The sequence below is a fragment of the Paenibacillus sp. FSL R7-0652 genome, from assembly GCF_038595045.1.
Taxonomy (GTDB): Bacteria; Bacillota; Bacilli; order Paenibacillales; family Paenibacillaceae; genus Paenibacillus.
In genome coordinates this window covers 2,660,204-2,684,295 of the sequence record NZ_CP152001.1, presented here as the reverse complement: position 1 = coordinate 2,684,295, position 24,092 = coordinate 2,660,204, and the positions used below count along the sequence as shown (strand labels likewise).

Sequence of the window (24,092 nt, the reverse complement as noted above, 5' to 3'; positions counted from 1 at the left end):
TTCAGTGTAAACGAAAAAAGAAAGCTCTTCAAGCTGGGCTGAAGAACTTTCTCGATTTGAACAGCACCTTATGGCGTCATCTTTTCGAGCAAATCATCTATTTTCATTGAATTCGCGACGACTCCGCCGGACTGCCAGTGGGATCTTTCCATCATGTATACATGTTTATTTTTGACCGCAGGAAGTGACTGCCACAGTTTTCCGTCCAGCATCCGAACAGCCTCCTGATTTTCCTTGGAATCCCACGTTCCGTTGGATGGAAACACGATAATGTGGTCGGCATCCAGACTCGGAATGGCCTCTTCAGACAATATCTCTTGATATTCTTTCATATCACGTGCCAGGGGATGCGGTGTCAGCCCAAGTTCAGCGTAGATAAAACCCGTATATCGGTTGTTAAGCCCAAACAAAGCCAATCCTTTTTCAGCAACGTTTAACCTCACAACCGCCACCGTTTCATTCCCAATGGTCTGCTGTAATCTGGATTTTGCATCAGCAATTTTTTGTTTAAACTGTTCTTCAAACGCAGCACCCTTTTCCGGCTGACCTACAACATCGGCAACCGTAGTCAACACCTGATTGGAGTCCTGAAGAACGCTTTCCGGTAGACGGTAGGTTGGTGCCACTTTGCTGTATTGTTCGTACAGCGCAGCATCTACTCCACCATCCACAATAATCAGATCCGGATTGTACTGCAGGAGAGCCTCGGTGCTGCCCGTAATATCAAACTTCGGTACGTCGAGATTCAAATAGTCCTGTACTCCCCACGTGGGATGGTACCACTGCACAACGGGTTTAATATCCAGAGCTTTTAAATAATCCTCGACATATACACCCGCAATCCGCTGCGGATGAACAGGTATTGTCACTTCTCCATACTCATCCTGAACGACACGTGTCTCGGCTTTCGATGATCCCGTTTCGACATCGGTGTTCTTCTCCGCATCTCCCTGTTGTGCTGACGCTCCCGGTTTTGCACTGCAGCCCGATACCACCATGATAATGAGTAACAGCAGCACTAAGCACCCTTGAAACCCTTTACTCCGTCTTGCCATCATACGCTTCCCCCTATATGTAATCTGTAGATGTCATCATGAGAACACTTCAATTTATAATGATAATCATTCTCAAATAACTCTTTAGGTGAATTGTACATGATATGGACCTGGGCTCACAATACACATTTGAAGCCTCTTTTTTATACAAACGAAGCACCATGAACCAAACAACCCCCGCTATGAACGCAGGGGCAGTGTTCCTTGACGATAACTCTCCAGTAATTGATGCACAAAAGTGTCCTCTATTACTTCTTCCTGAAGCAAAAAATGGCCGATCAGTCCAAAATCATCGCTGACATAACCGGCTATCTCCGGGTCTCCTGTCAAGGATATCGTTTGTTTGAATGCAGTCTCCCTGATCTGCCGTAGCACTTCATCTTCGGCAGCTGCGGGTTCCCCGGCATATCGTTCATACGCCTGCATCCACTCATCTGCAAATGGAGCTTCATCACGCTTATCCAGATACGCCTCGATATCCAGTCCTTCGAAATGTTGATCATGAATCAGACGTCCATCCTGCAGCTCTTTCAGCCATGTGTTCACATCACTTCTGCTCATGATGTCACTCCTTCTTTGTCCTTCTTCAAATACATATCAGGGATTACAAAACGTTTCATCCGCTTGTTAGAAACGGCTGTGAAATGATCCAGTCCCCGTTCCTCGTATTCCTCAAGTACACATTCAAAAATTCGGGCAATGATGCCGCAATCGGCCAGAGCATCGTGTCTGTGGATCTCCATTCCCTCTATTTGCTATACCTCCTGCTCCGCCTCATTCCACAGTCTTGTAATCTGCAGCATATGGTTACCTGTATCCAAATCCATTCTGTATATATCGGGCATGGTGGTGCTCTCCCAGAACTCAAAACCGTATGCCGGATCATAATGCTGCAGAATCAGTGTCATCACATCCCCATGTGTGCCAATCACGATTTTTTCACCTGAGTGCTTGTGTAAAATTTGTTGAAGGATGTGAATGGCTCTGGCCTGAGCCTGATAACCAGACTCCCCACCTGGAAAAGCGAAAGAGGGGTCACGATAGAGCTGGCGTTTGGCTACATGAAAATGTTCATGTTGGACATGGGGGCCTGACAGGGCACGTTCACGTAAATCTTCCTCGGTCATGACAGGCTTTCCGCTTAGATCAGCCAAAGCTTGAATCGTATGCACAGCTCTGACATACGGGCTGGAGTAGAACACATCCATATCCTCCGAATATAACTGCTGGGCGATTTTCTCCGCATCCAGATATCCCTGCTCCGTTAGTCCACGCTCGCGTTCCCGTCCTTCGATGAACCTGGATTCCGCATGTCTTACCAAATACAAACTTGTATGAGCTGCTGTGCTCATTCCTCCACCCTTCCCTTCTTCTCAATCACAATCAGACAGGTACTGTCAGGCAGGGACACAGGTTCACCGTTTTCATCCATGAAAAGGACACGTTCTGCCAGCGCTTCGGTATAACCTTCCTGCAGGAAATGGCGCAGCATGATGATTTCCGCCTGCCGGCCCAGCGTTTCACGTATACACTGCTCATAGGCTTTCGGTGTAAATATGCCAAACTGCTCCTGAATCTCGTGCACATAGGCTTCTTCACCCCATGTATAGGTATAAAGAAACTCCATCGCGTCATTAATAGGCATCAGTACTTCCTGGTCCGAAAGACGTTCAAACGTAATCTCACGGCCTTTGAAATCTGCGGCATAACGTTCCAGCCAGCGCATACCGTCCGGCTCAAGGAACCGAATTCGACGCTTCTGCGTCTCCGGTTCGCTCATAATGCCATCCCGTATAAGGATTCGTCCGCCGGGGGAAAGCACCTGGAAAGCGCTCTGAAGCGCCGCCGCCACCGTATCTGTATTGAATCTGCGTCCATCCCGCTCGATATAAGAGTACAGCTCGTGCAGAATGGAGGAAAATATAACCGTATCCACGGAGCCCGGCTTTACCTCCTCTTTCAGCTGCAGCGCATCCCCTTTCATTACATGCCAGCGATGAGATTCCCGCTGTTTTTTGCGTTTCAGCGCTTCAATCACATTGGTCGAAATATCGATACCAATCGCTTCAACTTCCGGTTTCTCCTGCTCAATCAGATCCAGCAGCACACCGCCCCCCGGACCAATGTCAAGCACACGTCTGCCGACAATATAGTCCAGAAGCACTTTTTTATAATCCCCTGAACTGTTCATATCCGAGAGATATGTCTCTTCGTTGTGGAATCGGTCATAAGCATCCCGGCGCAGACCAAACAGATCAAATAACAGAAGTACAGCCTGCTCATATAGCGGAGATTTCTCTGCTTCAATACAAAAGGCAATCAGTTTCTCGGCCGCAGGCGAGAATTCAAAGGTTATAAATAACGTATCCGGCAGATCGGGATATCGCTCGATACGATGTTCAAGGTGGGGATAAGGCAGCCGTTCACCCGCAATAACCTGTTCCCAGCCATACTGTTCCAAATATTTTTCGATCATACGCTTCTTATAAATATTCAGTTTTTTGACACCCTTGTAGTCGTAATACATCGTGTTCATCAAAGGCTCGAAGCTGATATGACGTATATTCGTAAAGGAAGACATCCCAGCAGGATATTTATTTTCCACGCTCACTGCATTCCATCCTTCGCTGTGTAGGGCAAGCAAAAATACTTTCACCATCTCTTCCAGCGAAAAATCCTTCATGGCTGACTCAACATACCACAACGTGCGTGAAGCAAGAGGAGCCAGCTGCTGCTGCAACGGGAACTGCTGTTCAAGCTTGGCATATGTTTCATCCAGAGCCTCACCCTGCCGGATCGAACTGCTTCTCAGACGAGCTAATCGTTCTTTCACGCTCCAATCCGTATGTTCTACCCCTTCCACGATCCAATCTACAATCTGCTCCACTTCAAGCTGAATTTGTTTCCAAAGCCCGGGATCAACGGCTGAGATGATGCATTCATTCAAAGCCATCAGCAGGTTGCGAAGTTCGCTCCTGGTAATCCAGCCTTCGGTCATTAAAGACTGAAGCGGTGCATTCTCCGCAAACGGAATTTCCCCGCGAATATATTGTCCGATCAGTCCGTGTGTTGAAATTAAAATACGAGTGATCTCATGGCTTGGCGATACAATTTCAGCGGATGCGGTATCCTGTCCCTGAGAAGACACCTGCATCTCAGATGCTGCCTGCACCTGTGATTCCGGCACTCGCGCGAGTTCGTCTCCGCGTGTTTCGGCTGTATACAGGTCATACAGCTGCGCCGAGCCGATATTATGTACGAATAAATTAATGCCCTGATGCTGCCACGCTCTGCGCTGTTCTGGAGAACCCCCTTTTGCCGTTTCCGACCAGGCCAGTACAACTTCCAGCAGCTCACGCATCCAGAATGAAAGCTGAAGTCCATCCAGAACTTGAAGCGTACGCTCGGTGTAGTCCAATACCGCATTGGTATTCTGAAGCTCGGCGATCGAGTGAATGCGTTCCAGATTAATACGCGGCTTCTCAGCCGCCGCCAGGAGCTGAAGCCACTTCGGCTTGTTTTGTAACGACTGTTGTGAATCTCCTGATTGATAGCTTTGGATCGCTTTCAGCGCCTGCAGCATGGACCCTTCCCCCTCTTTATCTCATGATGTTATGGATATCGTTTCATTCAGCTGGCGGAGTCGGTCCCGCACATATTGAAGCAGCTCCTCCGCTTCCGCATCCGGCAGGCTTTCATCCAGCCGTGCTGCGGCTGCAGGCAGTACCCAAGACTCGATCTGTTCACGGGTGATGCCGGAAAGAGCGGTGTAATGCTCTATATAATGCTCCACCATCAGACTTCGAGCCCGTTCAAACCCTTCAAGGATCGCAGGTTCCGCATCGTCCGGGAGCTTGCCGCTCTTTAATATTACCCAGGTCCGGGCCACATCACCCGCAGGATCACCCGCCATTCCCGTCATCCAGTCGATAATACAATACTGCTCGCCATCCCTGCTCAACATCACATTATCAGGATGAAAGTCCCCGTGACAAACTGCTCGCTGCTCGGGCAAAACGGACAAGCAGTGCAGCAGGCGTTCCTGCTCCATATCAGAAAAGCTGCTTACACGTAGAATCGCATGCTCCAGAATCTTTTTCTGAGAAGGAAGTGTACTTCCTTCATCCTTTACAGAGTGCATCCTGTAATGATACGCCGCCATTCTGTGCGATAATAATTCCAGCTGTTCCGGCCGCTGCATCATCAGCGACAGCAGCGTTGTTCCTTCAAATCGTTCGAACACGATCCCTGATCGCTGCGCATCAACTATCCGTTTTACAGCACGAGGAACAGGCAGTCCCTTCGCATGTACCAGCTCACTGATGCAAAACTCATTCTGTACGGCCTCTTCCGAAAACCCTGCCCGGTATAATTTTAGAATCTGATCGTCTGCATAATGGTAGATTTCTGCCGTTCTTCCCTGTCCTATCCGTTCCATCGGTTTATCCCCCTGAGTAAAATCCCGTAATTAAGAACCCACGATTAAAATCCTGGCATCTTGTCATCTTGTATTTTTCTCACCATGTGCAGCTCACAGCACGCGTACACTGCTTTATAATATCTGCTTTATGACTAGAAAGGGCAGCTGTATGCAGCGATCATTCCGCTGACTTCAGATTTTTTCATGATATGAACTCGGTGCCCCTTACTTTGGAAAAAACCATCATATCCACCCCTGCCCCTGTGCGATCCTGCTTTATCCTGCGCAGTACCCCTTCTAGAGTGTATCCCGACCGTTCAGCCACCTTCACACTGCGTACGTTTCGGGCATCACAGCGAATTTCAAGCCGATTGGCCTGCAGGTGCTTGATGGCGAATTGTTCAATGCCGCGCACAGCTTCCGTGACCAAACCTTCGCCCGAACGGGAGGTCCTTATCCAGTAGCCGATTTCGAAGCAGCGCGCCTGCCAGTCAATCCGGTGCAGACCGCTGCTGCCGACAAACTCATCGGAAGCTCTATCACGCAGATGAAGCATCAGGTCACTGCGCTCCAGAAACTGCACTCTGGCTTTTCGAACATTGAATTCAGACTCTTCAATGGAAGGTATGTTCTCGGCAAAAGGAAGCCACGGCCGCAGCTGCTCGGCACTTTCCCGTATCGCTTCATTAACCTGTATGCCATCTCCGGGGCGTGGCGCACGGATCGTAAGACGTTCCGTGTGGAAACTTTCGGGGAAATCCAGCATAATCGGTCGAAATCCCGACGATAAGTCTGTCATGTAAACCTACTCCTCCACTTGAAAAATAGAATCGATAATCAGCGGCAGTTGATCTCTGACGGAAACGGCCCCAAAGACAGACCGGGCGTGCACTCCCTTTTCTCCAAAAACCTCTATCATTAGATCCGAAAATCCATTCAGCACCTTATGATGATTCTGATATGAAGCCGACGCGTTAATGAACCCCTGTACTTTCACTACTCGCTTGACCCGATCCAGTGAACCCAGCACATCCCGCACAGCAGCAAGCACCTCAATCCCCGTATTGCGGGCGAAGTCATACCCCTGTTCCGTCGTAAATTCCACGCCAAGTTTGCCGCGTTCATCCGTTTTTGGTCCTTTCCCTGACACATACATGATTCCGTTCACAATTACTGCATTCGCATATTTCCCAGCAGGAGCACTGGGCTGCGGAAGTTGGATTCCTAATTGCTGCAGCCTTGTTTCGATTGTATTCATAATCAGGACTCCCTCTCCATTTTCCAATAAAATGAAATGCTTCTCACTGTTATTATATAAAACTCTTCATTAAACAGGGAAGTTCTTCATTCTGTACAGGAAAGTTCTTCATTGAGTGAAGCTGGGTCCTGCAGCTCTTTCTTATATCATATTTTGTGAACTCCGTCCCGCTCATTGTACTCCTGTCTATATGTTCTTGGCGACATCTGCACCGTGCGTTTGAACATTTTGCCGAAATGCGAAAAATTGCCGAATCCCGCCAGCAGAGCAATATCCGTTATTGATGCCTCGCTTTCACGCAGCAGACGCTGCGCCTCCTTCACTCTTAGCAAATTCAGATAATCACTGAAGGTGAAACCTGTTGTCTGTTTGAAGAGCCGGCTTAAATAGTGTGGACTGATGCGAAATCTGCCTGCTGTTTCCGGCAGCGTCAGCGGATTTCGGTAGTTTTCATTCAGGTACCGGACAACAACTTGAATTTTGGGGTGCAGAACAGGGTCCGGATCATCCGTGTGGATCCGTCCCATGTGACGATGACGATACGTATGCAGCAGCAGCTCCAACGCCCGATGACGCAGCAGCATTCCGCTTCCCTCATCCGGCTGACGCATTTCTTTCACCATTTCGGCGACGATTGCCTCCGTCACCTTGGCGGCTTGGATTGGTAATCTCACAATCGGATTATCCCAGCAAAACGGCTCTATCAAACCTGCTGCTAAATCACTTGTAACCGCCATAGCTGCAAACAGCTCCGGCTGCAGATACAGCACAATTCGTTCATGGTCAGGCATACCGCTCTCCAGTGTTTTATGCACCGTATTGCGGTCTACGAATACCAAATCACCTGCTTTTACCCGATACGATCGATCCTTGATAAAATAAATACGTTCCCCAGAGAGCAGATAATACAGCTCATAATGATCATGAAAATGGTCAGCCGCCATAGAGTAGTACCCTATTCGTCGATCATATTCAATATGTAATAATTCCGCTGCATCATGGTACTCCGTACGAAGTGCTTCCGTCATATCCCTCTCTCCTTTTCACAATTATAGCAAAATATGCGGTATTTGAAAGCGGTTACGCATAAAACGCGGCGAAAGAAGTGCTTCCTTGTTATAGGCTGGATCTATATTCAAGGAGGCGATATACGTGGGTAACAAGAAACGTTATGTATTGGTCGGAACGGGCGGTCGTGCCGAATTTTTCTATGGTGCTTTGACCCGGGATTTCAGTGAAACTTCCGAGCTTGTCGGCTTTTGTGATATCAATCAGGTGCGTATGGATTATGCCAATAAGCTGCTGCAGGAAAAATATAACTATGCTGAGGTGCCTACCTACCTGGCAGACCAGTTTGACCAGATGATTGAGAACGAGAAGCCGGACTATGTTATTGTTACCAGCGTGGACCGGACTCACCATAAGTATATTATTCGTGCCATGGAACTGGGCTGTGATGTCGTTACTGAGAAACCGATGACCACAAATGAGGAGAAATGTCAGGACATTCTGGACGCCGTGAAGCGCACCGGACGGAACGTACGGGTAACATTTAATTATCGCTATGCACCGCATCACACCAAAATACGCGAGCTTATTCTGAATGATACTATTGGCAAAGTCACTTCCGTGCACTTCGAATGGCTGCTGAACACACGTCACGGCGCGGATTATTTCCGCCGCTGGCATCGGGACAAGCGCAACAGCGGCGGTTTGCTGGTACACAAATCCACGCATCACTTCGATCTGGTGAACTTCTGGATTGGATCACAACCAGACACCGTATTCGCTTTTGGGGATCTGATGTTTTACGGTAGGGAAAATGCCGAGGATCGCGGCGTTACTCAATTTTACAACCGCGCTACAGGCAATCCGCTCGCACAGGAAGATCCGTTTGCCCTGCACCTGGATTCAGATCCGCATCTAAAATCGATGTACCTGGATGCCGAGACCGAAGACGGATACCAGCGTGATCAGAGTGTGTTCGGGGACGGCATCAATATCGAAGATACAATGGGTGTACTTGTGAAGTACCGGAACAAAGCCATCCTGACCTATTCCCTGGTCGCTTATCAGCCTTGGGAGGGGTATCGCATCGCGATCAACGGTACCAAAGGCCGCATCGAGATGAATATTATCGAGCAGTCTTACGTGAACTCACTGGGTGACAAGAGCAAGGAAGGCGCCCTTATTGGCAAAACGCTGCGTGTACTTCCCATGTTTGGCGCACCTTATGAAGTGGAAGTGGAAGAAAAGGAAGGTGGTCACGGCGGAGGCGACCCGGTGCTGCTGAACGATCTGTTTGGCGAACCAGCTGAGGACCCCTTCCATCGTGCAGCGGATCATGTGGACGGAGCCCGTTCTATTCTGACAGGTATTGCAGCCAATCGTGCCATTGCAACCGGTCTTCCGGTTAAGGTAGATACGCTGGTCCAGTTCTAAATTTTGCTTTTCACCTTCTCAATTCGGTAGATGGATTCTGTTCTGAATTCGCTGCACGCCGCAAAGCACGACATAAAAAAGGCATAAGCTCTGAGACCTGAAATCTCTGATCTTATGCCTTTCCTGGTTTTCTGTCGATTGTACGTTTCTTTCTGTCGATTGTACGTTTCATATCGTTTCAAACTCGCGTAACATGGGCGGCCAAGTATTCACCTTCCGCCCTGCCCCGTTCATATACTAGGTATAAATGACGAACGGAGGATGACTTATGAGCTGGCAGCATCTTCGCACAGGTAAAACACTCCAGCAGCGCTTGGCCCAATTCCAGGGACATCTCGCTGAGCTTAACACCCCGCGTACCGGTTTGGAGCCAGGACGCATCCGAAAGGTGTTCCCCCGTAATTTTGTTAAAATCAATCATCAATTATTCATTCCACTCAGCCTGAATTCCATTAGAGTATTCAACGTTCCACGAACACAGCGGGGCATCCGGGTCGGCATTCGCACAACATTCCCTTCCCGAAATGCATTCAAGAGTATCAGACTGGTTGGTGTTGGAATTGATTATATTGAACTGCAGGGCAAAGGTAGAGTTCCCTCGCGAATTCTGTTTCCACTCTCCAGTGTGGAGTCGATCTACCGGCCTCGCAAGAAAAGTTACAAGCTGAAACGTCGCTGTGCCCGCCGCTATTAGTTGAAGCCAAAGTGAAAGCGGTGAGAAACGATGGTCTCTGCTTCTCACCGCGAGCCTGCCCCTGCTCCCCGTACAATCTGCCGATGAAGAGGCCTAAGCGCCTGCTTCATGATGCTTTACTTTAAGTTCGGCAGAATACAGTGCAGATATCCCAGCAGCGATCACAAGAACTGTCCGAGTTAAACGCCTGTCCAGACATCTTTGGCATAACGTCCCTGCTCCTGAAGCTGGTTAAGCCAAACATCCGCTTCTTGGGCAGTTTTACTCTGAATATCTGCATAAGCCTGCTTCAGTACGGCTTCTACATCCGGTGCCATTTTACTTCCATCTCCGCAAATGTACAGATGTGCCCCGTTTTCCAGCAGAGGAATCAACAGCTGCGCATCTTCTTTTATCCGATGCTGAACATAACACTTCTCTTTCCCTTGAATTCGGGAGAACGCCGTATGAAGCTGTACAAGCCCCTCCTCTTGGGCGGCTTCAAGCTCGTTTTTGTACAGATAATCATGCTCGGGATTGCGGCATCCAAAGTACAGATGAGCTTCGCCAACCTGTTCGCCCTGCTGCTTCATCACATGTCTCGCCTGCAGGAAACCGCGGAACGGCGCCACGCCTGTTCCGGGACCCACCATAATGATCGGCACTTCTGGACGATCGGGCAGCTGGAAACCGGATTCCGGTGTGCGAACAAACATCACGACTTCGTTACCAGGTTTCAGCCCGGACAGATAATTGGATGCAATACCTTTGTAGATTCCGTGTCCGCTCCATGCAGGCGCCTCTACTACACTTACCGTAATGCTCGCTTGTGCTGCCTGCACCCTAGGTGAACTGGAGATGGAGTAGTATCTCGCCTTCAATGAAGGCAGCAGTTCAAGGAAACGTTCAAATGGCAGTTCACATGCTTCGTATTTCTCCAGGTAGTCCAGCATGGATATCCGTTTACTGCGCACTTCCTTCATATATACCGCTTCATCCAGAAGCGCCTCAAGTTCCTTCTTATGCGGAGGGCATACCGTATATGCAGCAAGCTCTCTCAGCTGCGCACGGGTCGCAGCTTCCTGCAGCTCCACGCTGTGGCTGAGCAGGTCATACAGATTAACAGGCCGCTGCAGCGGAAGGTGAGCCGCACTTCGGCCTGATGTATCCAGTACCAGATGCTCCGTCCCGGTGAATCCATAGCGGTGAAGTACACGCTCCACAAGCTCTGGCGGATTTTGCGGCAGTACGCCCAGATGGTCGCCTTCCCGGTACGTGATACCATCAGGCAGTTTGATCTCCAGATGCCTTGTACTGCGTTCACTGCCTTCGTCATGAAGCTCCCGATTCTCCAGCACTTCAGCAGCATGCGCATCGTACGTTTCGACTAGCGGAGTCACAGCCATTCCGCTCACAAACTGTACAGACAAGGCGCTGCGTTCATTCGTTGAGCCCGTATGCAGCTTCAGTTCCAGCGTCCGCGCCAGATCCGGCCACAGCTGTTCGGTCCAATCCTCCACCTGCTTCTCGAAATCACCACTGGCATCCGATTCACCGAGGGATGACAGCCGCTCTGCCCCCCTTGAGGAGAGCTGTTCATCAATTAAACGCGGAATGCGCTGATACGTGCTGGCCCAGTTGTGATCACCACATCCAAGTACGGTGTATTTCACTCCATTAAACTCGTCTGCATCTGCATGCTGAATCCATTCCACGAATGCTTTGGCGTTGCTTGGCGGCTGACCATTATAGGATGCACTGACAATGACGACAGCTCCCTCCTTGGGCAGCCTGCCTACGCGGTCATCCAGTGCAGCAACTTCACTGCGAAAACCTTGGGCTCTTGCTGTATCCGCAATTTCACGGGCGATGCCTTCTGCCGTGCCCAGATTGGAGCCATACAGAACAAGCATCGGTGTATCATGTGCATCTACACTTTCCTGCTCACTCTTCTTCACGGCAGCAGGCGGCTCCTGAACGGCGATACCAGGCACAGCCATCACAGGCTGACCTCCGCGTGCGCGTACTCGGATGATAAATTGATCAGGTTTGAGTGTCAGGGTTTCCTTCACCTTCAACTGATAATTCGTATGGTCCATAAAATCAAAGTGTTTCAAAACCATGCCCAGCACCAGAGTGGCCTCCTGAAGAGCAAACTGCTGACCGATACATGCACGCTGACCGTTACCGAACGGTTTATAAGCGTTATGCGGTACTTTGCTTGGATCTTCGAATCGTTCAGGCCGGAATTCCTCAACGTCCTCGCCCCATGCCTCGCGGTCACGGTGAAGCTTGGGAATGAGCACGCTGACACTATCCCCTTTCTGAAGCGGATACTGACCACCAAGCATCGTATCTTCTTTCGCATATAAGGAGAATGCTGGCGCTGTAGGCCATAAACGCAGCGCTTCATTCAGCACCATACGTATATATTTCAAACGGCGAACCTGATTGTACGATGGCACCGGATCTTTCAGAATCTCATCGGCTTCCGCTTGAGCCTTTGCGAGTTTATCCGGATTTTTCATCAGATAGTATACCGCGAACGATAATAAACCACTTGTCGTCTCATGCCCGGCAATCAGGAATGTAATAATCTGATATCGGATGTTCTCGTCATCAAGAGTTTCGCCCGTTTCCGGATCTTTGCCGGTGAGCATATGAGAGAGCAGATCATCTGCCCCTTCCTGAGGCTGGGCTTTACGCTCTGCAATAATATGATCAACCAGGGAGAACATCGAACGAATGTCCTGCTCAAATTGTTTCTTTTTGCTGATCATCAATTTGTCCTGCAGCCGCAGGCGCTGTAAGGAACTCATCGATTCATCCAGCGCCCGGACCATGCTCGTAATAAACGGATGCGGTTCTTCCCGATAGAAGCTGTTAAAACGGTAGTTGAATCCGCATAGACCAATGGTATCCAGCGTCAGACGAGTCATATCGTCCGGTACATTTACTGTTTCGTCGGGATTAAGTCTGGACCATTTCTGAACGAGCTGCACCGCAAGGTCCACCATCTTGTTATGATACCCCTGCATCGCACGCTGGCTGAAGCTTGGGAGCAGCACATTATGCGCCTTTTTCCAGTTCGGCTCATCGGTCCAACTCGTAAAGAGACCATCCCCGGCAAAAGCACGTACCTTCGCAAGTGGTGCCCATACTCTTTTATCAAATTTAGACTCGTCTGTAACTTCGGCAACATACTTTTCATTTGAGATATAAAGCTCGCTTCTTCCCGGGTAATCCATTCGGAAAATAGGTCCATATTCGTCGGCCAACTTCACAAGGGATTGGGTCGGTTCATCAAAATTCAAATGCGGCAGATTGCCTAATGGACCGTACGTTTTGGGCTGAGGTACTGAAACAGGTGGCATGGTTCCTCACTCCTTCTTTTTTCTCAAAATGTAAAAATGTAAATCATGACTTCTGCAGCATGTCAGCTGGTTCGCATCTAAGCTCGCTTGCAAATTCCCCTTCGGCTCGCTTCATCGTGTGTTGACTCGGGCTTCATCCAACCCCGGCTTCAGCGATGTGTGTACATATGCCATACCCAAAACCGACTGACCACAATCGTAATCCGGTCAATCTTAAGCAAAAAAAATGGGTTTTTCTCTTTGTCTATCTTTACCATATCATTTCCAGTTCCAATCTTCAACTGTCCTAAAGTCATAGGACCTCGCACCGGGTGTCCCCACCACCTAACCAAATAAAACTGCCCTCAGCGAAAAACGACGCTTAAAGGACAGTTCCGTGTTTACCGTTTTTCTCTTAGCTTGAGACGGGTAACCTAACCTACAATTACACCGTAGACCACGCCCGGGCCATGGACTCCAATCGTGAGATCATTCTCAATATCGGAGGAACGGCTGGGACCTGAAATAAAATGAATACCGGCTGGGAGCTGTTCTCTTCCCGCTTCGTCAAAACGGTGCAGCGTTTCACCCAATCGGGTGTACAGCCGCTGCACCGGGATAATCAGGACCAGCACGGTTGGCAGCAGACTGACCGAACGTCCTTTCTCCGGGGAAGAAAGGACAGTCACCGAGCCTGTATATGCTGTGGCATAATCCGCCATCACAATCCCGATATCCGCTTCAGCTGCTCGTGCTTTCCAGTCCACTTCGGGAGCACTATTCCAGACGGAAATCTGTACATCAGGAAGCTGTTCCTCAAGTCCCAGATCGTTTAAAACCTGCTCATTCTGGCGTATCAGATATTTGGCACTTAATTCATGCGCTTTATTGGTAATGAACTGAGCGGCTTCTCCCAAATCCTGCACCCTTACAATATGAGCACCTACACTGACAAAGTTATCGGTAAAGGCCTGAATTCGCTGCTCTTCGTCCCATTCCAGCTCATGCCAGAAATCAGGGGCACCGCGAAAAACATGAGTTGGAGCATGGCGCAGTCTAGGTCGCTGCAGTTTGGCAGCGATATCGTCCATGAACTTCTCCTGTCTGCGCCGTGACTTCTCTTCCATGGCTTCAAGCCACTGCTGATGTTCACTTCCCATGCTTCAAGCCTCCCTTCTTGCGGTTACGAATAAGCTGCTGCATACGCTCACGTACTGCAGCATCCATCACGGTATGCTGCCCATTCAACTCCTGATCCAGACCGTCCCACTGCTGACGGAACGATTTTTTGGCAAGACTTGGAGCGACTCTGTACGAATTCCAGCCTTTTAGCGGGCCGAGCTTTAACGAGATGCCATTGTTCCTCACAACGGCCTTCTGTCCAATCTGTCCAAGCCGAATGGCAGCAGCAAAACGCCTGGAGTTTGCCGCAACCGCTGCAAAACCTTTCATACCAATCGTTTCTAGTTTACTCCCATGCCCTTCTTCCACTTTACGCCTGCGCAAATATACAAGCATGTCATGCAGTGGAATTTTGACAGGACACGCTTCATAACAGGCACCGCAGAGACTCGAAGCGCTTGCGATATCATTCCATTCATCAATATTGCCGTTTAATGCAGGTGTCAGCACCGCTCCGATCGGACCACTGTAAGTTCCGCCGTACGCGTGACCCCCGATATGCCGGTATACTGGACACGCATTGAGGCATGCTCCGCAGCGAATACAGTTCAGCAGTTCCTGGAACTCGGGATCACCGAGCTGTAGTGACCTGCCATTGTCTACGATTATGATGTGCATCTCATCCGGTCCATCCGCGTCTGCCGAGCGGCGAGGACCTGTAATACCCGACATGTACATCGTGAGTTTTTGTCCGGTGGCTGAACGGGGCAGCAGCGTTGCCATGACTTCGAGGTCAGACCAGGATGGAATGATGCGCTCCATACCCATCAAGGTAATCTGCGTTCTCGGCACGGTAGATACCATACGGGCATTGCCTTCATTTTCAAATAAAACCATCGAACCCGTCTCGGCAATGGCAAAATTGCAGCCGGTCAAACCAATATCAGCCTCCAGAAATTTCTCACGCAGCTTCCTGCGCACAAATCCGGCCAGCACAGTCGTATCGGGCTCCAGCATCTCTCCGGCTTCCTTGGATAACAGTTCGGCAATCTGATATCTGTTCTTGTGAATCGCCGGAATAACGATATGGGATGGTGCTTCACCCGCAAGCTGTATGATATATTCACCAAGATCCGTCTCTATCGTTTCAATACCTGCCGTTTCCAGCACATGGTTCAGATGCACCTCTTCCGACACCATAGATTTGGATTTGACTACGCTTGAAGCCTGTTTATGCACAGCGATATCAAGCGCAATCGACGCCGCTTCCGCTGAAGTATCAGCGAAATGAATGTGTACACCGTTTGCACGGGCATGGTTTACAAATTCATTCAAATAATAATCCAGATGTGCAATCGTGTGCAGCCGAATCTGTCGCCCACGCTCCCGCCACTCTTCCCAATTCCCATGCTCTTCCGAGGCTGTCTTCTTGCCATTCCGCAGACGTTCTGTCGTGAATTTCACAGCTTTACGCAAAAAATCATCATTTAGTGCCAAACCCGCTCGGGATTTGACCGTTTCATTCATAACTCCAGGTTGACTCATCCTGTCTGCACCCCCTCATATAACAGTTCGGCCAGATGCATCACCCGCACAGGTTCGTTTCTATACCGCAGATTACCTGCAATATTCATCAGACAGGCCATATCCAGCCCAACGAGCACCTCGGCCTGCGTTTCTTTGACATGATCTACCTTCTCAGTCACCATGGCTCCGGAGATTTCGGACATTTTGATGGCGAATGTTCCTCCAAACCCGCAGCAGTCCTCGGCATGAGGCAGCGGAACCAGTTCCAGCCCTTTGACTTGGGACAGCAAAGCCAGCGGTTCATCCTTAACCCCAAGCAGACGGCTGCCGTGGCAGGAAGGGTGGTACGTTACTTTATGTGGAAAATGTGCACCAACGTCGGTTACTCCGAGCACCTGCACCAGAAATTGCGTGAATTCGTAAGCTTTGGCTTCCAGCTGTTTCGCTTTTTCCAACCATTCCGGCTCATCTGCAAACAGTTCGGGATAATGATGAATCATATACGTGCAAGAGCCTGATGGACAGACCACAAAATCACTGTCATCAAACGCCTGCAATATCGTTTTGGCTGCTGTTCGCGTCTCATCCCAGTACCCGCTGTTGTAGGAAGGCTGACCACAGCAGGTCTGCACCTGCGGAAATTCCAAACGGACCCCGTGAGCGGCCAGCAATCGGACCATCGCCTCCCCCACTCGGGGATAGATCGCATCACTCAGGCAGGTTATAAACAAGGAGACTTTCATGATTACACGCTCCCTCAATTTGACATTGTATTTCTTCATATTCTTCTCATGTAAAAATCTGTTCACTGCTCCATGAATATCTGCACATTCATCACTTTTCTTATCTCCAATGGCTCGCTGCAGGCCGGCCTCCACTCTTTATCAAACCGGATGAACCCGCAGACCATACGTTCCGCATAACGAACGCTGCTCTTCATTCAATGACTGATCCGTAATCATGGTGTGCACGGCATCCAGCCCCGTCACACGAGCGAAAGCCCGAATGCCGAATTTGCTCGCATCCGCCAGCAGGATAACCTGATCCGATATCCCGACCATCTTCTGTTTCAATCTTGCCTGCAGTTCATTCGATTCACTGATACCGCCGCTTTCCAGATGTACACCTTTGCACGACAAGAACAGTTTGTCGACATGGTACGTCTCCAGAGATCGCTCCGCCAGCGGGCCCACAAAGGATAACGAACGGGCTGCCAGCAGCCCTCCGGTGGAGATGACCTCGATTTTGTCCCGACTGCTCAGCTGTGCAGCGACCTGAATGGAGTTGGTTAATACGGTAAGAGGGACATCCGGCATGTTTGCCGCCATATAACCTGCTGTCGTGCTGGCATCCAGCAAAATACGGTCTCCTGCTTCGATCAGCGCCAAGGCCGCATCAGCAATTCGTTTCTTCTCTAATGTCTGCGCTGTCTCCCTAATCTGGTAGGGGATCTCCGGCTGATCTTCCTTCACACTGACGGCTCCGCCGTGTGATCTGCGCAGCCGTCCAGCCTGCTCCAGTCGATCCAGATCCCGGCGGATCGTCTCCTCGGTTACCCGGCAGCGCTCACTAAGCTCGGATACACGCATGCTGCCTTTGATATTCACCAGTTCTACAATCCGGTCATATCGTTCTGCCGCGAGCATGTTTACACCCCGCTTCCGGTTTCTGAATCTGGAGGCACAGCCGTTATCTGCATAAATCGTTCATAAGCTTCTGTCCAGTCTGCTCGAAACTGCGGCTCATATTCCGTAATCGGAAAGGATGAGCGTATGGCGCTGCGTGCCTCCCAGATATCTTTGAACGCACCGCTCGCGATCCACTGCACAGCCATATTTCCGATGGCACTTCCTTCCGCAGGTCCAGCCCATACCGGCTTACCAATTGAATTGGCTGTCCATTGACATAAAAGCTGGTTCTGAATGCCCCCTCCTACCATATGCAGACCGCTGAATGACTGGCCTGACAGTTCTTCTGTCCACTCCAGAACGCTGCGATATTTCAAGGCAAGACTCTCCAGAATTGCACGGGCCGCACTGCCCTGGTCATCAGGTTCACGCTGTCCTGTCCTGCGGCAGTATTGGCGGATACGTTCTGTCATATCGCCCGCAGGCAGAAACAACTCATCATCCGGATCGAACAGGCTGGCAAACGGCGGCGCCGTCTCAACCTTCGCCAGCAAAGCTGCATAGCTGATCCCTTGTCCTTCGCGCTCCCACTGCCGCATGCATTCCTGCAGAATCCAGAGGCCCATAATGTTCTTGAGCAGACGATACGTGCCTCCTGCACCGCCTTCATTAGTAAAGTTCAGCGCCAGGCTCTTCGCATTGATAACAGGCTGATCCAGCTCGGTTCCCATCAGGGACCATGTTCCGCAGCTTAGATAAGCAAACGATCGCTCCGCTGCCGGAACCGCTACCACAGCCGATGCGGTGTCATGCTCCGCTACAGCAATCACCGGAATGGGTGCAAGACCGAATTCATTACGTATGCTGCTGCGCAGCTGCCCTGCAGTCGTTCCCGGCATCACGACTTCTCCGAACCATTGGTCAGAGATACCGATATGCGCGAGCAGCTCATGATCCCAATGCCCCAACACCGGATTGTATAATTGTGTGGTTGTCGCATTTGTGAACTCATTCACTGCTTCTCCAGTTAGAAAATAACGAAGCAGATCGGGAATCATAAGGAATCGCTGAGCCTCACGCAGTAACGGAAAAGCACTGCGCTTAAGCGCAGCCAGCTGATACAGCGTGTTAAACGGGAGAAATTGGATGCCTGTACGTTCAAAGATATGTTTTGCAGATAACTCCCGTAAGATCGTATCCATCATGCCGCTGAACTGTGTATCGCGATAATGATATGGATTGCCAAGCAGTTCACCGTGGCCGCTCAGCAGACCAAAATCAACACCCCAAGAATCAATTCCCAGACTCTCCGGCACTTCTCCCTGTTGTTTTACGAGGACTAATCCCTGAAGCACTTCATGATGCAGCCGCAAAATATCCCAGTGCATCCGCTCACCGATCTTCACCGGCTCGTTCTTAAACCGATGAATTTCACGGGTTTCTATCCCCCGATCATTCAGATGTCCAAGGATGGCTCTTCCGCTCCCCGCACCCAAATCATAAGCCAGCACACTCACTGCTTTCCCCACCTTTTCCACAAGTTATCGTGTTTCAACCTCATCCAAAACCAACCCAACCGGGATCTTAACGTGCAGCTTCACTTTTATCTTCACTTGGATGTTTACTTGGATGTTTACTTTTATCTTTATTTCATCCCCAATATTCTCTTTGTTTTCATTTGTTTAATACTGTTTGTTTTTATTTTTAAAGTATATCACTATTGTAAGCGTTTGAATACCTATAAATTCGGAATCTCATCCCACAGCAAAAAAACGGCTCTCTCCCTTTTGGGGAGGAGCCGCTGCATCCGTTTTATCTGTAGAATTGTTCGCCTTCCGCTCCGGTATATCCGGATTGAGGCTGAATAGCCCGCTCGAAGTGTTTGAAGCGTGTCCCTTGATAGGTCAGCATGCCCCGATCTTGTTCCACCAGCATGCCGTACATTTGGCCGCCCACGTTTAATTCCAGACGCTCTCCGTTATCGAATTCAAACGTCGCATAATAACTCGTTCGGGTTCTGCTATCTCCGCTTCCACCTCTAACCTCTGTTCGCTTCGCAACCACGCTGCAGTGCAGCGTCAATACGGCTGATGCGTTATTGGAGGACCAGGTTCGCACACCCGAGAAGATTGCGTATACGATGCCGCCTGCCACAATCAGAAATATGATGCCGATAAACATAGGGACGAACGTACCCATCGCACCGAACTCATTCAATCCGGAAAAAAAACCGCTCTGGTTTCCTTCAAATCCCGGCACGCTGCTCAAATCATCCACTCCACCGAATCCGTCCACACTCAGTCGGTTCGCAATTGTGAAGATGCCCGTTAGCGCCATAACTCATCGTTCCTTTCCCACATGCAAAATAACAGTTCACCCTCCCCGTCTAAGGGACGGGGCATGCACTCAGCCCGTCTGCCTTGTCCGTATACTATATGAACCCGTTTACGAATACAGACGTTCAAGTTCGTCGACAAGACTGCCGACGTAAGCGACTGCTGTCCGAATCGGCTCAGGTCCCGACATGTCTACTCCGGCAAGCTTCATCAGTTCCTGCGGTGCAAGACTGCCGCCGGACTTGAGTGCTTCAAGCCAGCGATCTACCGCAGGCTGTCCTTCCTCCCGGATTTTCTGTGCCGCTGCCGTTGAGGCCGTTAAACCTGCTGCATAAGTATACGGGTACAGTCCCATATAATAATGGGGCTGCCGCATCCACGTCAGCTTGGCACCTTCATCTACAACCAGCTCAGGCCCCCAGAATTCCGAGAGAATGGTACCCTTCAGCTCGCTTAACGTCTTAGCCGTGATTGGCTTATCTTCCGAAGCTAGTGTATAAACCCTCCGCTGCAGTTCACCCTCCAGCAGATGTGTTACGAAGTTATGATAATACGTATTCAGCAGCTGCAGAATGACCCAGCGCCGCATTCTTGGATGATCGGAACGCTTCAGCAAATGATCCGCCAGCAGCATCTCATTCATTGTCGAAGGCGCTTCAATAAAGTAGAGGGATGGCCGTGTATTCGTCAGCCGCTGATATTGACCAGCCAGCATAAAGTGGCCTGCATGTCCCACTTCATGGGCCAGCGTAAATGCTCCACGCATGTTATTGGCCCACGAAATCAGAATATAAGAGTGTGCTCCATAGATCGAGGAACAGAATGCGCCGGTGGATTTGCCTGCATTGTCCGCATAATCAACCCAGCGCTCACTAAAGGCACGCTCAACGATCTCTCCATATTCAGGTCCCAGTACTTCCAATGCCTCACGAATCAGCGTGCATGCTTCATCGTATGTAATGGCCGGACTGAACTCGGGATCAAGCGGGGCCTTGAGATCACAGAACATCAGCTTATCGAGTCCAAGCTCACGCTTTTTCAGCGCTGCCAGCCTGCGCATGTGCGGGGCAAGTTCCTTTTGAATAATATCGAGCACGTGATTGTACATCTCTTTACTGACCTGCTGCGGAGCCAGCAGCATATCTGTTACATCGTCATATCCCCGCAGACGTGACAGCACGACTTGTTTTTTCACTTCAGCAGCGTACCCTTCGGCAAACGTGTTCTTGTACTTATGCAGCGCTGTATTAAATGAAGCGTAAGCGGAACGGCGCAGTTTGGTGTCGGAAGACATCTCGTAGTTATTCTCGTAAAATGACCAAGATAACGGCCGGGATTGATCCTCCCCATCCAGCGCCTCATCAAAAGTCATATCCGCCAGTTTGCCGCGCTGATAGATTCGGTATGGAGAATCCAGCACTTCACTCAGTGAAGCAAGCACTTTCTCGGTTTCAGGCGAGAGCCGATGTGCTTTTTCCTCTAACAGCCTGTTCAGACTGCGTTTGTAGGGTTCCAGACCCGGAAGTTCTTCCAAATACCGCTCGATGGTGCCATCCGGCAGCGAAACGATCTCGGAGTTGACAAAAGACAGACGTGAAGACAGGCTGGACAGAATGTCACCAGCTTTAGCTGCATTTTCAATATTGACGGGGTTCGTGCTGTCCTCGGACTGTTTTAAACGTGCATAAGCGGCCGTCCTGCCGATCCGCTCCTGCAGAGCTTCACGGGCATCCAGACAAGCGAGCAATTGCTCGGCATTTTGACCCAGGGTGCCTTTGAATGTCTCGATATCTGCCGCAGCGTCCGGCAAGGATGTCAGTTCCTGTTCCCATTCAGTGTCTGATGCAAACAAATCCCTCAGATCCCAGGTTGCTTCCTCCATGACTTCGGCACGAGTACGTATCTTATCCATCTTAAACGTCATCCTCCCTGCGTTTCCAATTTCTCTCATCGTATCATAATCCACCACTCTATACATGACATCTTCTAATTATGAGACTTTTGGTTTACAAATGCAGAATTCAATCCGGCTTGAAACTAAAAAACGCCAAGCTCTGGCGTGTCCAGTTCACTTGACGTTTCGTTAGATGATTCATTTCGTCTCTTTCCAGATTACATTTTCTGCGTAGTTTTTGCCCCAGTTGTACATTGCGTGCAGCACAGGCATCAGACTCTGACCATGATCTGTCAGCGAATATTCGACCCGGGGCGGCACTTCGGCGTACACCTTGCGCTCCACCAGTTTGTCTTCTTCCAGCTCCCGCAGCTGGTTCGTCAGCATCTTTTGTGTAATATGCGGGATCAGACGTTTCAACTCACTAAATCGTTTCGTGCCTTCAAGACCAAGGTGCCACAGTATAATGAGCTTCCACTTGCCTCCAATCACCGCGAGAGTTAATTCCTTTTCACAGTTGATTTCTTTCAAATTAATACGTTCCTTGACTTCGGACGCCATGGCTCCAAGCCCCCTTTATCTCGCAACTATAGAAGTTGAACTAAAGAGTTACACAGTCCACTCCGCAGACGCAATAACGTGTAAAAGAATCGTTCAACTTCCTAACGTTTATTTTTATTTTTATTTCTATCTTGAGCCTGATTCCCCATCGGCCAACGCGTGCATGTGATCAAACCCTAATGCATCATTTTACTACAGCATGGACGGAATGCAAAGTTCCTTTACCTTTTTCACAGAAAAGACCGCAATCCCTGCTCACAGCAGAGGACTCCGGTCTACTTCTTCTTATATATAGAGAGGCTTGGTCAGCTCCACGGAGCTACTCCAGGTTCGCATGACGGCTAAACATGTCGGCTCCGGTCATGCCTTTTATCTCCATCATGGTCAGGATCAGAGCATCCATGCTCAGCAGCAAACTCTGCTCAAACAGTGAACCCATGGGCTGTATTGTCACATCTGCTCCGGCATCCGCTGTATCTTCTTTGGCTGAGGCAGGCAGACGAACGACTGCCTGTGCCAGCTGCGCAATCGTAGACTCCGGCTTAATTGTCATTAAGCCTACAGGAGCACCTGCTTGGTTGGCTTTTCGTGCCATCGCCGCAAGGCTGCCTGTCTCCCCCGACCCCGAGCATAACAGCAGGAAATCCGCCGAGCTGATGCCCGGGGTCACGGTTTCACCCACGACGTAGACAGCTAGTCCCATCTGCATCAACCGCATCGCAAATGCTTTTCCCATCAGTCCCGAACGACCCGCTCCAGCTACAAAAATACGTTCTGCTGCCAGCAGTCGCTCTGCCAAGACCTGCATCTCGGCATCGTCGATCTGGCTTAGTGTGCGTTCCAGCTCCTTCAGGATGGCTGCGGTGTATCGTGTGCCGCTCATAAGCTTACCCTTGTTTTACAAGGCGCTGCATTTCAGATGCCACAGCTGCTTTATCTGCTTGTCCTGTGATGCCACCGCCAACAATAACAAGATCAGGCTGTGCTTTGATTACTTCTGGCAGTGTGTCCAATTTGATGCCGCCAGCGACAGCGGTTTTTGCATTTTTCACCGCGCCTTTGATGGTTTGCAGGTCTTCGAACGGGCTCTGTCCCACAGCCTGAAGGTCATAACCGGTATGAACACAGATGTAGTCTACGCCCAGAGCGTCAACTTCACGCGCACGCTGTTCCAGGTTTGGCACGTTGATCATGTCCACGAGAACTTCTTTGTTTTGTTTTTTCGCTTCCTCGACTGCACCTTTGATTGTCATATCGTTGCTTGCACCCAGAACGGTAATCAAGTCTGCGCCGGCTTCAGCTGCTTTCATGATTTCATAACCGCCAGCGTCCATAATTTTCAGGTCCGCAAGCACCTGCAGGTTAGGGTAGGCTTCTTTCATTGCTTTTACGGCATGCAGACCTTCATTAATGATAATTGGCGTGCCAATCTCTACGATATCAATGTATGACTCAACCTCTTTAACCAATGCGATACCGTCAGGGATGTTAACCAAATCAAGTGCGAGCTGTAATTTCATGTTTTATGTCTCCTTTGTTATTCAAGTATAAGTAAATGATTTTGAATTAAAATATTTCTGCTGCTGCAGCCAATCCTCTGCGTTTTGGATGGTACGACGCTGTATTGCGGCTGCTAGTTCATTGTAGAGCCTGACTATCTATTCAGGAAGTACGCACTTTCAAGTGAGGTAGTTACTTGGGAGAAACTAATGATACTTATTCGTTGTTAGGTGAATTTTATTTCGATTTTATATATTCAATACAAATTCATTCTAACTTAGCCTTTTCGAGTAAAAACCGTTAACCTTTTTTCACATTAACGG

Annotated in this window: 22 protein-coding genes; 2 read left to right on the top strand and 20 right to left on the bottom strand. The window is 49.7% G+C overall.

Features of this window, described 5'->3' with window-relative positions; genetic code table 11:
- Nucleotides 1-68: 68 nt before the first annotated feature.
- From MKY97_RS12410 to MKY97_RS12370, 9 genes are all read right to left on the bottom strand, one after another.
- A complete protein-coding gene (locus MKY97_RS12410; protein ID WP_342555714.1) occupies nt 69-1,058 on the bottom strand; it encodes an ABC transporter substrate-binding protein in 990 nt (329 codons plus the stop codon).
- 177 nt (nt 1,059-1,235) lie between these two features.
- Nucleotides 1,236-1,616, bottom strand: a complete 381-nt coding sequence (locus tag MKY97_RS12405; protein WP_342555713.1) for a hypothetical protein — start codon at nt 1,614-1,616, stop codon at nt 1,236-1,238.
- Nucleotides 1,613-1,798 (bottom strand): hypothetical protein, encoded by a 186-nt coding sequence (locus MKY97_RS12400; protein ID WP_342555712.1) that lies wholly within the window; start codon nt 1,796-1,798, stop codon nt 1,613-1,615. Before MKY97_RS12400 ends, MKY97_RS12405 begins: the two co-directional genes overlap by 4 nt.
- A 12-nt stretch (nt 1,799-1,810) precedes the next feature.
- Nucleotides 1,811-2,407 (bottom strand): histidine phosphatase family protein, encoded by a 597-nt coding sequence (locus MKY97_RS12395; RefSeq protein ID WP_342555711.1) that lies wholly within the window; start codon nt 2,405-2,407, stop codon nt 1,811-1,813.
- Nucleotides 2,404-4,638, bottom strand: a complete 2,235-nt coding sequence (locus MKY97_RS12390; RefSeq protein WP_342555710.1) for a class I SAM-dependent methyltransferase — start codon at nt 4,636-4,638, stop codon at nt 2,404-2,406. Before MKY97_RS12390 ends, MKY97_RS12395 begins: the two co-directional genes overlap by 4 nt.
- 21 nt (nt 4,639-4,659) lie before the next feature.
- Nucleotides 4,660-5,493 carry an aminoglycoside phosphotransferase family protein gene (locus MKY97_RS12385; protein WP_342555709.1) on the bottom strand — a complete coding sequence of 278 codons (834 nt, stop codon included), beginning with the start codon at nt 5,491-5,493 and terminating at the stop codon, nt 4,660-4,662.
- A gap of 184 nt (nt 5,494-5,677) precedes the next feature.
- A complete protein-coding gene (locus tag MKY97_RS12380) occupies nt 5,678-6,274 on the bottom strand; it encodes a GNAT family N-acetyltransferase (protein WP_342555708.1) in 597 nt (198 codons plus the stop codon).
- Between the two features lie 6 nt (nt 6,275-6,280).
- Nucleotides 6,281-6,733 (bottom strand): RidA family protein, encoded by a 453-nt coding sequence (locus MKY97_RS12375; RefSeq protein ID WP_342555707.1) that lies wholly within the window; start codon nt 6,731-6,733, stop codon nt 6,281-6,283.
- Nucleotides 6,734-6,879: 146 nt separating this feature from the next.
- A complete protein-coding gene (locus tag MKY97_RS12370) occupies nt 6,880-7,761 on the bottom strand; it encodes an AraC family transcriptional regulator (protein WP_342555706.1) in 882 nt (293 codons plus the stop codon).
- 124 nt (nt 7,762-7,885) lie between these two features.
- Here MKY97_RS12370 and MKY97_RS12365 point away from each other — a divergent pair, with 124 nt between their 5' ends.
- Nucleotides 7,886-9,175: a Gfo/Idh/MocA family oxidoreductase gene (locus tag MKY97_RS12365; protein WP_342555705.1), complete on the top strand. Its 1,290-nt coding sequence runs from the start codon at nt 7,886-7,888 to the stop codon at nt 9,173-9,175.
- 268 nt (nt 9,176-9,443) lie between these two features.
- Nucleotides 9,444-9,869 (top strand): hypothetical protein, encoded by a 426-nt coding sequence (locus MKY97_RS12360; RefSeq protein WP_342555704.1) that lies wholly within the window; start codon nt 9,444-9,446, stop codon nt 9,867-9,869.
- A 179-nt stretch (nt 9,870-10,048) separates the two neighbouring features.
- Here MKY97_RS12360 and MKY97_RS12355 read toward each other — a convergent pair whose 3' ends face one another.
- From MKY97_RS12355 to hxlA, 11 genes are all read right to left on the bottom strand, one after another.
- Entirely contained in the window at nt 10,049-13,222 is a 3,174-nt protein-coding gene (locus tag MKY97_RS12355; protein WP_342555703.1) for a bifunctional cytochrome P450/NADPH--P450 reductase, read from the bottom strand.
- 413 nt (nt 13,223-13,635) lie between these two features.
- A complete protein-coding gene (locus tag MKY97_RS12350) occupies nt 13,636-14,361 on the bottom strand; it encodes an LUD domain-containing protein (protein ID WP_342555702.1) in 726 nt (241 codons plus the stop codon).
- Complete coding sequence (locus tag MKY97_RS12345) at nt 14,351-15,868, bottom strand: LutB/LldF family L-lactate oxidation iron-sulfur protein (protein WP_342555701.1); 1,518 nt, start codon at nt 15,866-15,868, stop codon at nt 14,351-14,353. The genes MKY97_RS12350 and MKY97_RS12345 overlap by 11 nt, the downstream gene beginning before the upstream one ends.
- Complete coding sequence (locus tag MKY97_RS12340) at nt 15,865-16,593, bottom strand: (Fe-S)-binding protein (protein ID WP_342555700.1); 729 nt, start codon at nt 16,591-16,593, stop codon at nt 15,865-15,867. Before MKY97_RS12340 ends, MKY97_RS12345 begins: the two co-directional genes overlap by 4 nt.
- A 141-nt stretch (nt 16,594-16,734) precedes the next feature.
- Nucleotides 16,735-17,496, bottom strand: a complete 762-nt coding sequence (locus tag MKY97_RS12335) for a DeoR/GlpR family DNA-binding transcription regulator (RefSeq protein WP_342555699.1) — start codon at nt 17,494-17,496, stop codon at nt 16,735-16,737.
- A gap of 2 nt (nt 17,497-17,498) precedes the next feature.
- Nucleotides 17,499-18,995 (bottom strand): rhamnulokinase family protein, encoded by a 1,497-nt coding sequence (locus MKY97_RS12330; protein ID WP_342555698.1) that lies wholly within the window; start codon nt 18,993-18,995, stop codon nt 17,499-17,501.
- A gap of 295 nt (nt 18,996-19,290) precedes the next feature.
- Nucleotides 19,291-19,815: a DUF2500 domain-containing protein gene (locus MKY97_RS12325; protein WP_342555697.1), complete on the bottom strand. Its 525-nt coding sequence runs from the start codon at nt 19,813-19,815 to the stop codon at nt 19,291-19,293.
- A 108-nt stretch (nt 19,816-19,923) separates the two neighbouring features.
- On the bottom strand, nt 19,924-21,726 hold the full coding sequence (gene pepF, locus MKY97_RS12320; protein ID WP_342555696.1) for an oligoendopeptidase F: 1,803 nt from the start codon (nt 21,724-21,726) through the stop codon (nt 19,924-19,926).
- Nucleotides 21,727-21,906: 180 nt separating this feature from the next.
- Nucleotides 21,907-22,269, bottom strand: a complete 363-nt coding sequence (locus tag MKY97_RS12315; RefSeq protein WP_342555695.1) for a helix-turn-helix domain-containing protein — start codon at nt 22,267-22,269, stop codon at nt 21,907-21,909.
- A 319-nt stretch (nt 22,270-22,588) separates the two neighbouring features.
- A complete protein-coding gene (gene hxlB / locus MKY97_RS12310; protein WP_342555694.1) occupies nt 22,589-23,152 on the bottom strand; it encodes a 6-phospho-3-hexuloisomerase in 564 nt (187 codons plus the stop codon).
- A 4-nt stretch (nt 23,153-23,156) separates the two neighbouring features.
- On the bottom strand, nt 23,157-23,789 hold the full coding sequence (gene hxlA, locus MKY97_RS12305) for a 3-hexulose-6-phosphate synthase (RefSeq protein WP_111269405.1): 633 nt from the start codon (nt 23,787-23,789) through the stop codon (nt 23,157-23,159).
- Nucleotides 23,790-24,092: the final 303 nt, after the last annotated feature.

What these genes read in the sequence shown, in the direction of transcription:
- MKY97_RS12335 (WP_342555699.1), bottom strand. Translation starts at nt 17,496, where the DNA reads ATGCTCGCGGCAGAACGATATGACCGGATTGTAGAACTGGTGAATATC.
- MKY97_RS12340 (WP_342555700.1), bottom strand. Translation starts at nt 16,593, where the DNA reads ATGAAAGTCTCCTTGTTTATAACCTGCCTGAGTGATGCGATCTATCCC.
- MKY97_RS12345 (WP_342555701.1), bottom strand. Translation starts at nt 15,868, where the DNA reads ATGAGTCAACCTGGAGTTATGAATGAAACGGTCAAATCCCGAGCGGGT.
- MKY97_RS12385 (WP_342555709.1), bottom strand. Translation starts at nt 5,493, where the DNA reads ATGGAACGGATAGGACAGGGAAGAACGGCAGAAATCTACCATTATGCA.
- hxlB (WP_342555694.1), bottom strand. Translation starts at nt 23,152, where the DNA reads ATGAGCGGCACACGATACACCGCAGCCATCCTGAAGGAGCTGGAACGC.
- MKY97_RS12405 (WP_342555713.1), bottom strand. Translation starts at nt 1,616, where the DNA reads ATGAGCAGAAGTGATGTGAACACATGGCTGAAAGAGCTGCAGGATGGA.
- MKY97_RS12325 (WP_342555697.1), bottom strand. Translation starts at nt 19,815, where the DNA reads ATGGCGCTAACGGGCATCTTCACAATTGCGAACCGACTGAGTGTGGAC.
- MKY97_RS12355 (WP_342555703.1), bottom strand. Translation starts at nt 13,222, where the DNA reads ATGCCACCTGTTTCAGTACCTCAGCCCAAAACGTACGGTCCATTAGGC.
- MKY97_RS12390 (WP_342555710.1), bottom strand. Translation starts at nt 4,638, where the DNA reads ATGCTGCAGGCGCTGAAAGCGATCCAAAGCTATCAATCAGGAGATTCA.
- MKY97_RS12370 (WP_342555706.1), bottom strand. Translation starts at nt 7,761, where the DNA reads ATGACGGAAGCACTTCGTACGGAGTACCATGATGCAGCGGAATTATTA.
- MKY97_RS12375 (WP_342555707.1), bottom strand. Translation starts at nt 6,733, where the DNA reads ATGAATACAATCGAAACAAGGCTGCAGCAATTAGGAATCCAACTTCCG.
- MKY97_RS12360 (WP_342555704.1), top strand. Translation starts at nt 9,444, where the DNA reads ATGAGCTGGCAGCATCTTCGCACAGGTAAAACACTCCAGCAGCGCTTG.
- MKY97_RS12380 (WP_342555708.1), bottom strand. Translation starts at nt 6,274, where the DNA reads ATGACAGACTTATCGTCGGGATTTCGACCGATTATGCTGGATTTCCCC.
- hxlA (WP_111269405.1), bottom strand. Translation starts at nt 23,789, where the DNA reads ATGAAATTACAGCTCGCACTTGATTTGGTTAACATCCCTGACGGTATC.
- pepF (WP_342555696.1), bottom strand. Translation starts at nt 21,726, where the DNA reads ATGGATAAGATACGTACTCGTGCCGAAGTCATGGAGGAAGCAACCTGG.
- MKY97_RS12350 (WP_342555702.1), bottom strand. Translation starts at nt 14,361, where the DNA reads ATGGGAAGTGAACATCAGCAGTGGCTTGAAGCCATGGAAGAGAAGTCA.
- MKY97_RS12400 (WP_342555712.1), bottom strand. Translation starts at nt 1,798, where the DNA reads ATGGAGATCCACAGACACGATGCTCTGGCCGATTGCGGCATCATTGCC.
- MKY97_RS12410 (WP_342555714.1), bottom strand. Translation starts at nt 1,058, where the DNA reads ATGATGGCAAGACGGAGTAAAGGGTTTCAAGGGTGCTTAGTGCTGCTG.
- MKY97_RS12315 (WP_342555695.1), bottom strand. Translation starts at nt 22,269, where the DNA reads ATGGCGTCCGAAGTCAAGGAACGTATTAATTTGAAAGAAATCAACTGT.
- MKY97_RS12395 (WP_342555711.1), bottom strand. Translation starts at nt 2,407, where the DNA reads ATGAGCACAGCAGCTCATACAAGTTTGTATTTGGTAAGACATGCGGAA.